Here is a 13,766-nt window from a genome sequence, read left to right on the forward strand (position 1 = left end):
TGAAGGCCGCTTTTCTGAAACAACGTATCTCAACAATCTTGACAAAATGCCATGAAAAAAATGTTTTTCCTGTGCTTGCTCGCTACGTCACCGCTGCTGGCGCAAACTGATTCTACGAGTCAGAAAAAACTGAATTTTAAAATTCAGGTGGTTGATAATCAGATTGCTATTGGGTACGGGTTAGCCATCGGTGATGTAGATGGCGACAAAAAGCAGGACATTCTGTTGGCCGATCAGAAGGAGTTTGTCTGGTATAAAAACCCCGGCGATAAAACGTCGCCCTGGAAACGCTACGTTATGGCGGCTAACCTGACACCTCAGGATAACGTCTGCATTGCCGCCCGCGACCTCGATGGAGACGGGCGCGTAGAAGTAGCCGTGGGCGCAGGCTGGAATCCCGCCGAAACCGGCGACAGTACGAAATCGGGAGCGGTTTTTTACCTCGTCCGGCCGCAGGACCCGACGCAAAAATGGGAACCGATACGTTTGCCGCACGAGGTAACGACGCACCGGATGCGTTGGGCAAAAGTCGGTAAAGCTGATTATCAGTTGATTGTAGTTCCTCTGCATGGGTTAGGGAATAAAAATGGCGAAGGCCGCGGAGTTCGCGTGTGGGGTTACGCGTTTCCGAAAAATCCACGTAGCGCCTGGAAACGCTATCTGGTCGATTCGACCATGCACCTGACACATAATTTCGAGATTTGGGAAGACGGCGAAAATGGGTCAGCAACCGGGCTTGTTCTAGCCGGAAAAGAAGGGGGGCAAATAATTGAATGGCAGCAAACTAAGTGGCAGGCTCTTGATGATGAATCAGTGAGAAACGCGCTGCCGATGTTGAACAAAAATGTAGATGGTATCGGCGAAATTCGTCGGATGAACAAGGGGAAAAGTGTAGCCACCATTCAGCCGATGCACGGTAATCTGCTCCAGTTTGAAACGGGATTTTATACGTTCCAGAAGCCCCGAAAACCTGTTTCTGAAAAAGAAATTACGCTGATTACCGACGTAATGAGCCAGGGGCACGCGCTGGTTTGTGGTGATTTTTTGGGGCTTGGAAGCGATCAGATTGTGGCGGGGTGGCGGAATCCAAACGCCGACAAGAAGGTTGGTGTACGGCTTTTTAAACCCGAAGAAAACGATAATATGGACGGTTACGTGCTCGACGACAGCGTGCGCATGGCCTGCGAAGACATTCAGGCTGCCGATCTGGATGGCGACGGCAACCTGGATTTGATTGCATCGGGCCGTGCTACGTTGAATGTACTGATTTACTGGAACCAGCGGAAGCCGTAACGTAGTATTCACTACGTAGCGAAAATCCAAAATCCAGTCAACAGGGTATATAATGAACTATGAAACGAGTCATTTTTATCGCCCTTTTTCTACTCTTAATCGGTTGGGTGCTCACTGATTTACTTTTTTCCCATAAGGTAGATCTCCGCCATTTTGATGCCGACGAAGTTGGCCGACTCGATGGCGTAATGTGGCGATCTTATTATGAACGAAAACCACTCCGCTTATTCTGGCAATCGGCCGAACTGATTCGAAAGCAGGTTCAAGCCCCGTTCTGGCGGTCGTTTGTGATTGCTTACCATGCGGCCAAAGCTGCGTTTGTGTTTAAAGACGGAACCAGTCGGACGGAGTACAACCGGGCTTTACCTGATCTGGAAGCGTTTTATGGAGCTATCGGAAAACTAAGCCAGCAGCCCATGAACGTAGCAAAAACGGCAAAAAACGAACTGGAGTGGTGGATCATCCGACGAGAGCGTGACCGCCATCCACCTGCCGAATGGGCGCAGATACAGGCGCATACCGTCGCTGATTTATATCAAATCTCACCAGCGTCCTGCGCCGAATATGCGCAGCTACGTACCGAGGCAATGCTGTTTCGCGATCAGCGGGGCAACGCCATCACCGAGCAGGACTGGCAACATATTGATGCCTTATTAAAGAAATCATGGCGTTCGTTAGCGGAGGCAGTGCGGTAGATTGTCCAGTAAACTTTTCAATTCTATAACCTAACGTACCAGATTTTCAGCGCCCAAATCCGTTCCTCCGCCCATAGCCCAGCGGCCGTTTGCCCGATCATTCCGCATGGCGTATTCCACTACGCCAAAAGCCTGGCCGAAACCGTAGCCAATGACCAGATAATCACCACTCTGGAAACCGACCCCGTTATAGGTCTGATTGGCTACGTTCCACTGTACCTGAACGGTACGTCCGGTTTTCTGCATCATCAGTTTTCCGCGATAAGCACCGCCATCCGGATTGGTTCCTGTTACGTCGTATTGCCCACCCTGACCGGTCAGCGTTTCGGTACCCGTTTGGCCGTTGAATTGTGAGGCTGTCCAGACGCCTTCCAGCTGATTTCCGTTTGCGTTCACTTTGTAAACAGCAACACCATAGGCCGAATTAATACCATAACCAGCAAACAGTTTCCCGTTCAGCATAACACCCACGCCAGAATAATTACCAGCCGTCGTTTTCCAGTCCAGATTGAACGTATTGCCCGTTTTGGCGATGCGAACGGTGCCGTCGTAAGACCCACCGTTCGGCAGCTGAGCGGTTTCGATTTTCCAGGTTTCGTTCTGAGCAAAAAGCGTTTGTGCGGTGAGCATGGTTATAAACAGTGAGAGCGTAGGCGTTTTCACAGTGGTAGTTGATTAATGGTAGAAAAGTTTGGCGAGCAGAATTTATTTCGCGACAGGATTTCCAGTTAAATCTTTCACAACGATTTGCGGAAATTTTTCAAGGCCGTCCAACGTAGTAATCTGATTGTTAGCCAGTAGCAGCCAACGCACATTGGGGCAGCCCGTCAGCGACTGTACATCTGTCAGTTTATTACCAGAAAGGTCTAAACGGTCAATTTTAGTATTCTTCAGTCCTGATACGTTACGTAGATCGCAATCTTTCAAGTACAAATCGCTCAGATTGGGCAGTTGCGACAGTGGAGAAACATCGCTCAGCGGATGGCCCGACAAATTTAATCCCGTTACGTGCCCTTTTTGTAAGCAGGCCCGAAACCCACGATCTGGTACGTCCAGATTCCAGTGTTCGGTGAACGTAGCATCGGTAAGCGAAAGATTGGCGCTCTTGGCGATGTTTGTCAGTGCTGTTATTTCCGCCGGAGCCACTGTTGACAAATCATAGTCGTACTGGCCAGGGCTAGGTTTACCTTTGCCCATTTCCATACTGATCCCCCACGCATACACGCCAAGACCCATCAGACAAAATCCAAAACTGAGTATCGACAAAATTTTATGCTGGCTAAACCCCTGAATGGTCCACCATAAAGCCACCAGATAGAGCACAAAAACACCGCCGATAAGCGGCATAGCGGTCCAGTCCGGCAGTTTTTTGAGCGGAGAGTTAGGATTGGTCAGCCCCTCGGTCATCGAGTAGCCAAGAGCCATCGTCAATACCAGCGAGAGAAGAAAACCACGAATCGCCATGAGAAGGGTGTATGAAGTATGATGTAGGAAATAGGGTTTATGACAGTGCTATATAGCCTATTTCCTACATCATACATCTTTTAGTTCGACCAGTTTGGAAACTGTCCTTTCAATTCATCATCGAGCGAGTCGGCCCAGATCTCGAGGTCTGAAATGCAGGTGCTTAATTCGTTGAAATCCATACCTTTAATATCGCGTTCAAACGTAGCGTATACCTTTTGAGTATTAGGCATAATCGACAATTTAACCCCTAGTCTTCTGTCGTTAAGTTCGAGCAAGTGGCGATAGAAACCCAGGATATTGTTGACGGGTACGTCCATTAATGGAGAGAAAATCCGCAGGTAGTCCCGACGGGCACCACTGTTAAAATGGATGGTTTCAATCAAGACTTCGATACCAGCCGATCCTTTTTTCCAGAGCCAGTTTTTGCGTTCTGGATTATAAACTTTGTCGCGTGGTAGGCCAAGTGATTCGACGTAACAGTGAATCATTTCAGTAACGCGCCGGTGTTGTTCGTCGAGTTCTGGGTGTACTGGATTGGGGAGTTGCGGAGTGTCCATAACAGGATGGCTTTGGTTTAGAGTTGGTGAATCGGTAACGTAACAAACTTTACGTTACCGATTTTGAACAGACCAAAAATAAGGCAATCCAGGTAGGGACATGCGCACGATTGTGCGTACGGTAGATTTGACTTTAAAAGCGGAGGAAATAAGTGAAAAACTGGCGGGCTGGAGAAAGCAATACGAATGGCTGACTTGTTCCATAATAGCTGGCGTCAGCCCACTCGTAGCTAATCACTTATAGTTCATCATTCATTTTCCGCAAGCTCAGCGTGTATTCCCAAAACCGGATGTCAGCCTGACTTTGGTGCTGAAAAATGGCCCAGAAAACGCCATACAGTACCATCAATGGAAAAAAGCAGTTTAAAAGAATAACGGGGTCACCTGTTCTTATAACTTCCTGAAAACCACGGATAATAAACATCAGGCAGGGAAAGCCGAATAGAGCTGTGGCAATAATAAAGATAACGTGCGGCACAAGGGTCAGGCTAACTAACGTTTGCCCATCCTGTGTTTGGTACGAACCATGTAGGGTTGGAGACAGACTTTCTTTTTTGAACGTACCAGCGGTTTTACGTATCGAAAAATCATACGAGCTAATTTCTCCATAATAGGGTTTGGGGCTCATAATACTGAATCCCGTAATTACGTTGGCGTTGAGTTTCTGCTGTATTTCGGCGGGGGAGATGGTAGTCTGGTACTTAAATTGTCGATAAAGCAGTAAAGATGTTAACATAGTACAAAGAGCTATCGTTACGGTTGGAATAAAGCTACAAATCAGTTTTACTACGCAAATACTGACGGATAATCCAGTCTTCAGCCATTCGACCCGATACTTCACCGAGTGAGGTTACATAGGCCCGATTGATATCCGGTTCATCTTTGCGGAAAATATGAAAACCTTCGCCCTGAAAAGCCCCGGCTTCAAATGGCGATTGCCGGAGAATCTCCTGACGTTGCTTATCAGACAGATTTTCTAACTGTCGGTTTAATCGTCGTTCTGCAAACCATTTTTTAAACCACATATAAAGAGGAATCTCGCTGATTCTGCGGTTGTTATGATTTCAAAGTAAAGCTACGTTAACTCAATCGAAACCTTACTACGTTGCCCGGAAATTCGGCTGGATGCCCATCCATCGGTCAGTTTCGCTCCTACGTTCTTTCAGGAAAAGGAAGATCCAAACGATTGAACCCGGCCAGAAGTATGTTGTCGGATAGAGGTCATGAAGCGGGACGGCAACGTAATACGGGTATTGTCGGCGTTGAAAACCACGGTCGTCTGGAAAAGCAAATGTTGTTCACGAATGTCGTGGACGATGCTCCAGGGAATCAGAATGGGTGGATGCCCCAGGCTAAAAACGTTCATCACAGCCAGATAGAGGCCCTGATCGGTGCAGGCTACTTTCAGCACGCCATTGTAGTTGACAAAACCTACACGCCCGTATACATTAGATTCAACGCCCTCTTTCCTGGGCTGAACCTGAAACTGACGAGCAAGCGTTTGCCAGCCACTTAAATACGACAGCAGATAGACAATCCCCGACCATAAACTGACGAAGAAAATACTAAATCCGACTATAATCAGGGGAACAAGCAGAGACGGGTTCATAATTGTATGGATTAGGGAGTAAAACTCTTGTTATCACATAATCGACTTCTTTAAACCAGTTTTTGTCATGCTGACGAAGCCGGGCCCGCAGTCGCGGACGGTCGCAACGGCAGATCGTGTCGGAGCGGAAGTAACTTAAGGTATTATTACCCTTTAGTGGATAAAGCTTAAGGTACTTGCTTTGTCAGCATGACAAAAACAGCTTCACTAATCACGCTTCTAACGCCCCAGCAACTGAATCATTTTTGAGACAATATTGACTCGTTTCATGGTTTGAGAAAACTTGCTCCGACGTTCATCGAAATAGATTTTACCGTCTTTTTCCAGCCACTCGTTGCCAGTATCCGGGTCGACGCCGATGTTGTAACGCTTCAGAAAAAACCAGCAAGCTACCCCAATCAGGAAGAAAACGCCTACCCCAATGTACAAGCCCGAACGATCATTGAGGTAACGATCAAATGAAATTTTAGGAATGAGTATCTGCTGATTATCAACGTAATATAGGTCTATGGCGTCGTTCAGTTTCCAGGAAGACCATTCGTCAACAGAGATATTACGGAACGTAGTAAGTGTATCGATGCGGTGGGGAGCAGCCGCCACGGTTACCGTAATCTCGTTATCGGGGCTGCTCGACGAACTGGATTTGATACGTCGTTTAGCCGTGATCGTTCCTTTTACAATCTGACTGCTTTCCTGAACGGCCTTGTCGATCAGACTGTCCTGATAAATCCAGTAACAGGCACATAACGTAATAAACGTGAACAGGCTGAACATGCGGAAGCCCAGCGAATTGTAGCGACGTAGCACGACAAAATAATAGATTATCAGGCCAGCGCCAACACAGATATAGGTTAGGGAGCTCATTAAGTTTATTCTTTTTACGTTGACACTTCTCACAAGTCACTCAATGTCCACTTTCACAGGTGTCGGACTAAACTCTACTACGTAATCGGGAAATCAACGTCCAAAACAATGTTTGGCTCTGCCCGACTCGAAAGTTGAATTCATGACAAATCTGGCTCATTTACTGACGGCGAAAAGTCCCAGTTTATATTTGGGTCGATTGGGTAAAAAAGTGGCAGAAACGAGTTGGTAGCTGGCAAGAAACGGTAGAACGTAACGGCGTTGATACCCGCCTGCGTGGGTGTTCGTGATTTCTGAAAAACTCGTTAACTTGCCCGCCTAAGCGTCTGCCAATGAGATTTTTATTGTTGTTGATGGCGCTGCTTTTCACACTTATCCAGGAAGCGGCTGCACAACTACCCAATTTTAGTTTTGAACATTTGTCTACCAGAGAGGGCTTGCCTTCCAACAACGTCTGGTGTACGGCAAAAGACAAACAGGGGTTTCTCTGGGTTGGTACGTCACGTGGGGTATATCGGTACGATGGCTACCGCTTCGATACGTCGGACTCGCTCAAACAGGGCTATTGTTCGGGTATCGCCATGGATTCGAAAGGTATGATGTATGTTTCACTCGATACGCGCGGCTTCTGTTCGATAGACCCCAATACCTTAGTTGTCAAGACGTTGCTTCGAAACAACTACGAAGATGCCGACGCCAGTAATGATCTGCATGAACAAGTCTATATCGATTCCAACGACCAGGCCTGGCTTTGCGATTATGCCGAGGTGAAACGCTATGATCTGACCACTGGCAAACTGCATCATTACGCGCTGGCTGAGAAGGAAGTGCACCAATACGCGAGCTTTCTGGAAGATTCTCATCGCAACATCTGGATCATCTCCGAAATAGGATTTTATCAATACGATCGGAAAAAGAACAAACTCATTTGCCTGCTGGGTGAAGAAGCTGTAAACCCGGTAAATCGGACGAAAATTTCCTTTAGTCAGGCGTTTGAAGATGGGGGCGGGGCCATCTGGCTAGGAAGTTCTGACCGAGGGTTAGTGCGCTACGTACCTACCAGCGGTCAATTTACGTATTTTAGGCGAGGGTTTGAAAATCAGAATGTTATATGTGGTGTTGAGTCTCAGGATGAAAACGGGAAACGGGTTTTATTCGTAGGCACCAGCAATGGCGTAATTGTGCTTTATCCCGAAACCAACGAGCTGATACGTTTGACCGAGTTTTACAACAAAGGCATTCCCATCAAACGGATTCAGGACGACAAGGAAAATGGTATTTTATGGCTAAGTACCTTGAACGGTCTGTACAAATACCGTTACCGAAATCCAGGGATACGTACCATTAACATTCCCGCCAATGTGATTCAACTCCCTGTGGGTATTAACAGCGTAGTACAGCAGTCGGCCGATACGTATTTTCTGGGGCTATCACATACAGGTGTGCTACGTTGGAATTTGGCTAACAACCAGTTTATGCAGTTGCCGTATCCGGTATCAACGTCGACCAATGGACTGCGTTTACTGGGTGGAAAATTATATGCGTTCGCCAATAAAGGTCTTTTCGTAACCGACGTAGTGAACCCGCGATTTGTGCCATCTGCCCGTATTATGAAGGCGTTTAAATCAACCGAGTTTGTGGATGGGCTGCTCGACCGAAATGGGCGGTTGTGGGTGGCCAACGTAACGGAGGGAATCAAGGTTTTCGATCTGAAAACCGGACAGGAACAAAAGCTCTGGAGTCAGGCAGCAGGTGATAAAATCTTCAAAAACAACTCCGTGAAAGTGTTGCAGGAGGGCAACGATGGGAAAGTTTGGATCGCTACCTGCTCGAAAGGGCTTTTTTACTTCGATGCGGCCAAAGCCGATTTTATCAATATTGAGCAGTTGTCGGTAAACAAAGGGAAATCCCTTGGTGGGTTGTGCATCAATGGCATGAAATTGGGAGAGGACGGGGCAATATTGGTTGCCAGCTGGGGCGGAATCACGAAAGTGCACCCGTCGGGCCGCATTCTCCGCGCGTTCGACTACCGGCATACGGGTATGAACGATACGTATTGCAGCCATATTTGTGAGGATAAAAAGGGTAATTTCTGGTTCAGCACCAATGAAGGTATTCATATTGCGAACCCGCGCCGGAACAGCATCAATCGATTGACGACCATCGAGGGGCTGTACAATAATTCGCCGTCGTCATTTCTCTGTAATCAGCAGAAAGAGTTGGTGCTGGGCTATACCAATGCCTTGAATATCATTGACATCAATGGAATAAATTTCAATAAAATACCGCCACATGTGGCCGTGAGTTCAGTAGAAGTTCAGGGCCGCCGACTCAATCAGGCTATTGCCAGCGGAATCACTATTCAGCCGGATGAAAATTCGGTAACATTACACTTCTCGACTCTGAATTTTGAACCGATTTCCCGTAATGTGTACCGGTATCAGCTAGCTGGGTTTGATGAAAAATGGATCGATCTGGGTAGTCAGAACACTGTTTCGTTTACCAATCTGGCTCCCAAGACGTATCGGCTGAACGTACTGGCTGGTAATAGTTTCGGACTATGGAGTCAAAAGCCACTGACGATTAAGCTGACGGTTAAACCGCATTTTTGGGAAACCTGGTTGTTTATGGGATTGGTTGCTCTGTTGGTAGCGATAGCTGTTTTTGGAACCATTCGCTGGCGGGTCAGTACGTATAACGAGCGCAACCGGCTGGATTTGCAGATCGCCGAACTCCGGCTCAAGGCCTTGCAATCGCAGATGAACCCGCATTTTCTGTTTAATTCGCTCAACTCCATTCAGAATTACCTGCTCAACAATCGGGGGGTTGAAGGTGCCAAATATCTCTCCAAATTCTCGAAACTGGTACGTCGGATTATGGAAAACTCCAATTATCCGTACCTGCGATTCGAGCAGATTATTGAAACGTTGAAAATGTACGTCGAAATTGAATCATTCCGATTTAATCACGAATTCAGCTACGAATTTGACATTGAAGACGACGACGTATTACTGGCTGCGCAGCTCCCGCCCATGCTGCTGCAACCCTACGTCGAGAACGCCATCTGGCACGGTCTGATGCCGAAAGAAGGCGAAAAGAGGCTAAAAATTTCAGCGCGGGTGCAAAACGATCACATCATCTGCACCATTGAAGACAACGGCGTTGGTCGCAAACTGACGCCCCGACGCGAAGGGCATATCTCGCGCGGACAGGAGATGACGAAGGGAATTTTTGAGTCGCTACGTTACAAAAGCAGTAAAGCCCGACTCGAAATAATTGATTTGTTTGATGACCAAAACCAGCCCGCCGGAACGCGGGTCGAACTATTACTACCGATCGAAAAAGTCTAGAACCGTATGGAAACGCTACGTGCCGCCGTTATCGACGATGAAGCCAATGCCCGCCAGGCCCTCATCAGCCTGCTCCGAATCCTTTGCCCCGACGTAGTGGTTTGTGGTGAAGCAAAAAACGTTGATACCGGCATCGAACTCATTCGAAAAGAGAAGCCAAATCTGGTTTTTCTGGACATTCAAATGCCTGGTAAAACGGGTTTTGATTTGTTATCGAGCTTCGATACGATTGCTTTTGGGGTTGTTTTCACGACGGCTTATCAGGAGTATGCCGTAAAAGCGTTTCGGTTCAGCGCCATCGATTACCTGCTCAAACCCATCGATCCTGACGAACTTCAGGCGGCTGTCGAGAAATTCAAAATCCAGCACGATTCGGTGAATCCGCAGCAACTGAAAATCCTTCAGGAACACATTCAGAATCCGCAGCCATCCGGCCTCAAAAAACGTACACGTAACGATAATCAACGTATCGCCCTGCCCACCGCCGAGGGAATTCACTTCGTGCAAATGACGGATATCATTCAGTGCGAATCGCTGGGATCATACACCAAATTTCACCTGGTTGGCAGCAAGCCGATTGTGGTGTCGAGGCTATTGAAGGAGTACGAAGAAATTCTGGATAACTATTATTTTTTCCGCGTTCATCAGTCCAATATCGTCAACCTCGAACACATCAAACGTTACGTTAAAGGCGATGGTGGGCAGGTGTGGCTGAGCGATAACACCGAAGTAGAAGTGTCGCGTCGACGTAAAGAGGAGTTTCTGGAGTTACTGTCTGATTTCTACGTCAACTCCGGAAAGATAGGGTAGGAGACTTTGCTGATTTTACCATCCTGAGGCAGGAGGAAACTTAATGTAACCTTTCTGCCTCAGGAAGATAAAAAATCAGTGCTGTACTAATTGGCCGGCCATCGACTTGAGCGCGGCCGAAAGTCCTTCCAGGCGCGGTGCAATGTCACCCTCGGAGCCCATGCGTGTGCTGAATTCAGCGGTTTGAGTTGCCAGCGTAGAGAGTAAATCACTCAATTCTTCTTTACGAATCTGATTGCTTTCCAGTTGCGTTTTCACACTTTCCAGCGTGTTGGCAATCTCTTTGGCGTTTTCGGCCTGACGAAGCTGTTCGAGCCAGCTATCAATGACGCCTTTGCCGCTCTGTGGGGTTGTTCCGGCCACTTCGCCCTCCAGTACGTCCATGGTCATATCGAGGAGGGTAGTCGATTGTTCGTGAGTAAACATAATCAGATCTGACTGGTAAAATTGCGTAATGCATTGGCTAAGAGCCTGATGTCGTGCGCCGTGTTGCTTTCAATATTGGGTTCATGCGAAAGCGACAGGGTATGACTGGCCATACTCAACAGCAAATGCCGGATTTTTTCGTTGTCGTAATTGCCCGTTTTTAGATGGTCGCGAAGGGCTTCTACTTCCGCTAGAATGCGTTCGGCACCTACGTCGCCCGGCAGCGCATTAAGCCACCCTTCGAGCAGTAATAGGCCTTGGTCAGCCGTAAGTTTTGCCTGATGACCATCGCCCAACGCACCTAACGTATCATTAAGCATCCGATGTTCAAGAGTTGTTCCGGTTCCTTCCATGGTATGTAGTGAAAATTATTGGTTAATGTAAAATGAGGTATAAGCTTGTCAGGCTGAGGCACGTAGCATCTTAATTTATCCTTACTGGCTTGTTTGTAAACATTAAGATGCTTCGTGCTTTAGCCTGACAAAGTATTATTCATTTATTTTTTCGCTGACACTACGTAGTATTCTCGCCAAGCTTACTAGGCCGCCCGTCCAAGTGCCTTCCGAGTTGTCATCGCTGGCGATGTTTTCGGATTTTTCGGCCAGACTGTTCATTAAGCTACCGATGTAGAGTTTGTCGGGCTGTTCGGCCTGAATCGCGGTACGTAGTTCGTCAAGCTGTCCCTTAATCTCGTCGAGATTAGGGTCGCCCTCAAGTACCTGCAACCAGCTATCAATAAGCAGGACACCTTGCGACGGCGTCAGCATGTACCCGTCGCTGTTGCGAAACAGAGCGAGCGTATCAGTAAGCACATTTTGTTCGTACGTGTTCGAGCTTAGCATATACTATTCAAATTAGGGTCTATGTGATACGTCGCAAGCGTTACGTTACGCCCGGCTATCCACAATCTGTAAACCCGCAAGCTGACGTAATGTTGTTGCCAAATGTTCGAGCTGGCTGGCGAGTTGCTCCTGCGTTTGCGAGCCCTGCGCCACCTGCGACGTATGATCGGCCAGGCTGAAAAGGAGCTCACGAACACGATCAACATCTGGATGATTGAGTTTTAAGGCGTCACGTAATTCCACCAATTTTCCGGCAATCAGTTCGGTACGTTCATCACCTTCGATAACTTTCAGCCAGCCATCAATAAGCTCCAGCCGTTCTGGCGTTGATTCGGAAACCGTGTCGTTTGGAGCGGTGAGATTGGCCATTTTTTCGAATAGCCGTTGGTCTAATGCATGAGAAGCCATAGTCCATTGAGTTTAGAACAGATTCGTTGATGATTGAAAATCGTAAAATCTGCTAGTGGTTGTTGTTAGTCAAATAACTTGGCGAATAGTCGGTTTGTTTGGCATGAGTACGCCACTGACGGATGTTCTTCCACGAAGCCTGTTACGTATACCATACCTCTCAGGATTGGCACACGTAATAGGCTTCGTGGAAGAATTACTTCTTTAATACTGCGACCGACCACCCGACTGTGTGGTTGCCGTATCGCCCGTACCACCCGAAATGCCAGGGCCGTCAATACGCGACGTATCACTACGTCCCGACGTAGCAGAGTTAGTAGAATTGGTTTTGGAGTAACTGGCATCACCCGTATCGTCAGAAGAACGGGGGCTTTCTGGTGCTTCATCCGTCTCTCCTGACGTATTACTTGTTACGTTGCTGACGGTACCTCCCGTGCGGTTCGATAACTCATCGTCGTCGCTACCCAGCATTGAACCACCTGCCCCGCTATTCGTCGAATCACCGCCGACAGTGCTGGCTATCGGCGCCTGTCCCCCTGTAGGAGCTGGGCCCGCCTTACCCGTGACGAGCTGATTAAAACTGTCGAGCGCTTCGGACAATTTTGTCAATTTGGGTTTGCTGTCGGTGTCGGCTGAGTCGGCGACTTGTTTTACCTGATTAACTAAGTTGCTCATTAACTGCTCGATAGTATCACCGTTAAGCTGCCCTTTCTGCAGTTCCTTCTTTAAATCGCTGAGCGTGGCATCCAGTGAATGATCGTGATCGGGCGCGTTTTGAAGAAAATCGAGCCAACTGTCAATAAGCGATGAAGCATCGATTGGTGATACGTTGGTTATATCGCCGTTAAAGGCTTTCGCGGTAATATCAATCAAATTTGAAGCGTGCTGTTCAATTGCCATACGTAATTTTAGGTTTTTAAATACAGTTTCCCACTAGTTTTGGGTAAACCGACACGCGTTTCCATTGTTGACAGTTGTTCGGCAAAGGGACGTAATGCAGTTGAAGCCGTTAATTTTTACCCGTATGGATGCCACTCGTTTAGAGACTGAACTTCGCTACCAGTTTGCCCGCAGCGGTGGAGCTGGTGGACAGAATGTGAATAAAGTTGCCACGAAAGCCGAGTTACGTTTCGATGTGCGCAACTCGGCGTTGCTGACTGACGATGAACGGGCTGTTCTGGAAGAAAAATTAGCTGGTAAACTCACTACTGAAGGTGAACTGGTTTTGACTCACCAGACCGAGCGGACGCAACTGGCCAATAAAGAAAAAGTCACGAAGAAGTTTTACAAACTGATTGCGAAAGCGTTCGAAACGCCCAAACCCCGGAAAGCAACAAAGCCATCCAAAGCATCGGTCGAAGAGCGTATTGCTGGAAAGAAGCGTAAGAGCGACGTGAAAACAGGCCGTAAAAAAGTGGATTATTGAACTGTTTTTGGGTTTATTT

General features: G+C 47.6%; 17 protein-coding genes. 5 read left to right on the forward strand and 12 right to left on the reverse strand.

What is annotated here, in order from left to right:
- Window positions 1-51 precede the first annotated feature (51 nt).
- Both ACYVF1_RS04310 and ACYVF1_RS04315 read left to right on the forward strand, forming a co-directional pair.
- Window positions 52-1,293 carry an FG-GAP repeat domain-containing protein gene (locus tag ACYVF1_RS04310; protein ID WP_461075967.1) on the forward strand — a complete coding sequence of 414 codons (1,242 nt, stop codon included), beginning with the start codon at window positions 52-54 and terminating at the stop codon, window positions 1,291-1,293.
- Between the two features lie 59 nt (window positions 1,294-1,352).
- Window positions 1,353-1,988, forward strand: coding sequence for a hypothetical protein (locus ACYVF1_RS04315; RefSeq protein ID WP_461075969.1), 636 nt, complete (start codon window positions 1,353-1,355; stop codon window positions 1,986-1,988).
- 30 nt (window positions 1,989-2,018) lie between these two features.
- On the opposite strand, the gene ACYVF1_RS04320 is transcribed toward ACYVF1_RS04315, so the two are convergent.
- From ACYVF1_RS04320 to ACYVF1_RS04350, 7 genes are all read right to left on the reverse strand, one after another.
- Window positions 2,019-2,618 (reverse strand): hypothetical protein, encoded by a 600-nt coding sequence (locus ACYVF1_RS04320; RefSeq protein WP_461075971.1) that lies wholly within the window; start codon window positions 2,616-2,618, stop codon window positions 2,019-2,021.
- 75 nt (window positions 2,619-2,693) lie between these two features.
- Entirely contained in the window at window positions 2,694-3,452 is a 759-nt protein-coding gene (locus ACYVF1_RS04325; protein ID WP_461075973.1) for a leucine-rich repeat domain-containing protein, read from the reverse strand.
- 80 nt (window positions 3,453-3,532) lie between these two features.
- Entirely contained in the window at window positions 3,533-4,012 is a 480-nt protein-coding gene (locus ACYVF1_RS04330; RefSeq protein ID WP_461075975.1) for a hypothetical protein, read from the reverse strand.
- 238 nt (window positions 4,013-4,250) lie between these two features.
- On the reverse strand, window positions 4,251-4,748 hold the full coding sequence (locus ACYVF1_RS04335; RefSeq protein ID WP_461075977.1) for a hypothetical protein: 498 nt from the start codon (window positions 4,746-4,748) through the stop codon (window positions 4,251-4,253).
- Window positions 4,749-4,782: 34 nt separating this feature from the next.
- Entirely contained in the window at window positions 4,783-5,037 is a 255-nt protein-coding gene (locus ACYVF1_RS04340) for a hypothetical protein (RefSeq protein ID WP_461075979.1), read from the reverse strand.
- 137 nt (window positions 5,038-5,174) lie between these two features.
- Window positions 5,175-5,621, reverse strand: a complete 447-nt coding sequence (locus ACYVF1_RS04345) for a hypothetical protein (RefSeq protein WP_461075981.1) — start codon at window positions 5,619-5,621, stop codon at window positions 5,175-5,177.
- A 219-nt stretch (window positions 5,622-5,840) separates the two neighbouring features.
- A complete protein-coding gene (locus tag ACYVF1_RS04350) occupies window positions 5,841-6,485 on the reverse strand; it encodes a hypothetical protein (protein ID WP_461075983.1) in 645 nt (214 codons plus the stop codon).
- A 332-nt stretch (window positions 6,486-6,817) separates the two neighbouring features.
- On the opposite strand from ACYVF1_RS04350, the gene ACYVF1_RS04355 reads away from it, so the two are divergent.
- Together ACYVF1_RS04355 and ACYVF1_RS04360 are read left to right on the forward strand one after the other, a co-directional pair.
- Window positions 6,818-9,835, forward strand: a complete 3,018-nt coding sequence (locus tag ACYVF1_RS04355; protein ID WP_461075985.1) for a two-component regulator propeller domain-containing protein — start codon at window positions 6,818-6,820, stop codon at window positions 9,833-9,835.
- Window positions 9,836-9,841: 6 nt separating this feature from the next.
- Window positions 9,842-10,645 (forward strand): LytR/AlgR family response regulator transcription factor, encoded by an 804-nt coding sequence (locus tag ACYVF1_RS04360; protein ID WP_461075987.1) that lies wholly within the window; start codon window positions 9,842-9,844, stop codon window positions 10,643-10,645.
- Window positions 10,646-10,720: 75 nt separating this feature from the next.
- Here ACYVF1_RS04360 and ACYVF1_RS04365 read toward each other — a convergent pair whose 3' ends face one another.
- The 5 genes from ACYVF1_RS04365 to ACYVF1_RS04385 form a co-directional block, all read right to left on the reverse strand.
- Window positions 10,721-11,071: a hypothetical protein gene (locus ACYVF1_RS04365; RefSeq protein ID WP_461075989.1), complete on the reverse strand. Its 351-nt coding sequence runs from the start codon at window positions 11,069-11,071 to the stop codon at window positions 10,721-10,723.
- 2 nt (window positions 11,072-11,073) lie between these two features.
- Window positions 11,074-11,424, reverse strand: coding sequence for a hypothetical protein (locus tag ACYVF1_RS04370; protein ID WP_461075991.1), 351 nt, complete (start codon window positions 11,422-11,424; stop codon window positions 11,074-11,076).
- 135 nt (window positions 11,425-11,559) lie between these two features.
- A complete protein-coding gene (locus ACYVF1_RS04375; RefSeq protein WP_461075993.1) occupies window positions 11,560-11,913 on the reverse strand; it encodes a hypothetical protein in 354 nt (117 codons plus the stop codon).
- A 45-nt stretch (window positions 11,914-11,958) separates the two neighbouring features.
- Complete coding sequence (locus ACYVF1_RS04380; protein ID WP_461075995.1) at window positions 11,959-12,321, reverse strand: hypothetical protein; 363 nt, start codon at window positions 12,319-12,321, stop codon at window positions 11,959-11,961.
- 204 nt (window positions 12,322-12,525) lie between these two features.
- On the reverse strand, window positions 12,526-13,221 hold the full coding sequence (locus tag ACYVF1_RS04385) for a hypothetical protein (protein WP_461075997.1): 696 nt from the start codon (window positions 13,219-13,221) through the stop codon (window positions 12,526-12,528).
- 124 nt (window positions 13,222-13,345) lie between these two features.
- Here ACYVF1_RS04385 and arfB point away from each other — a divergent pair, with 124 nt between their 5' ends.
- A complete protein-coding gene (arfB, locus tag ACYVF1_RS04390; protein ID WP_461075999.1) occupies window positions 13,346-13,747 on the forward strand; it encodes an alternative ribosome rescue aminoacyl-tRNA hydrolase ArfB in 402 nt (133 codons plus the stop codon).
- The last annotated feature ends 19 nt before the right edge of the window (window positions 13,748-13,766 follow it).

It is taken from the genome of Spirosoma flavus (assembly GCF_054778555.1).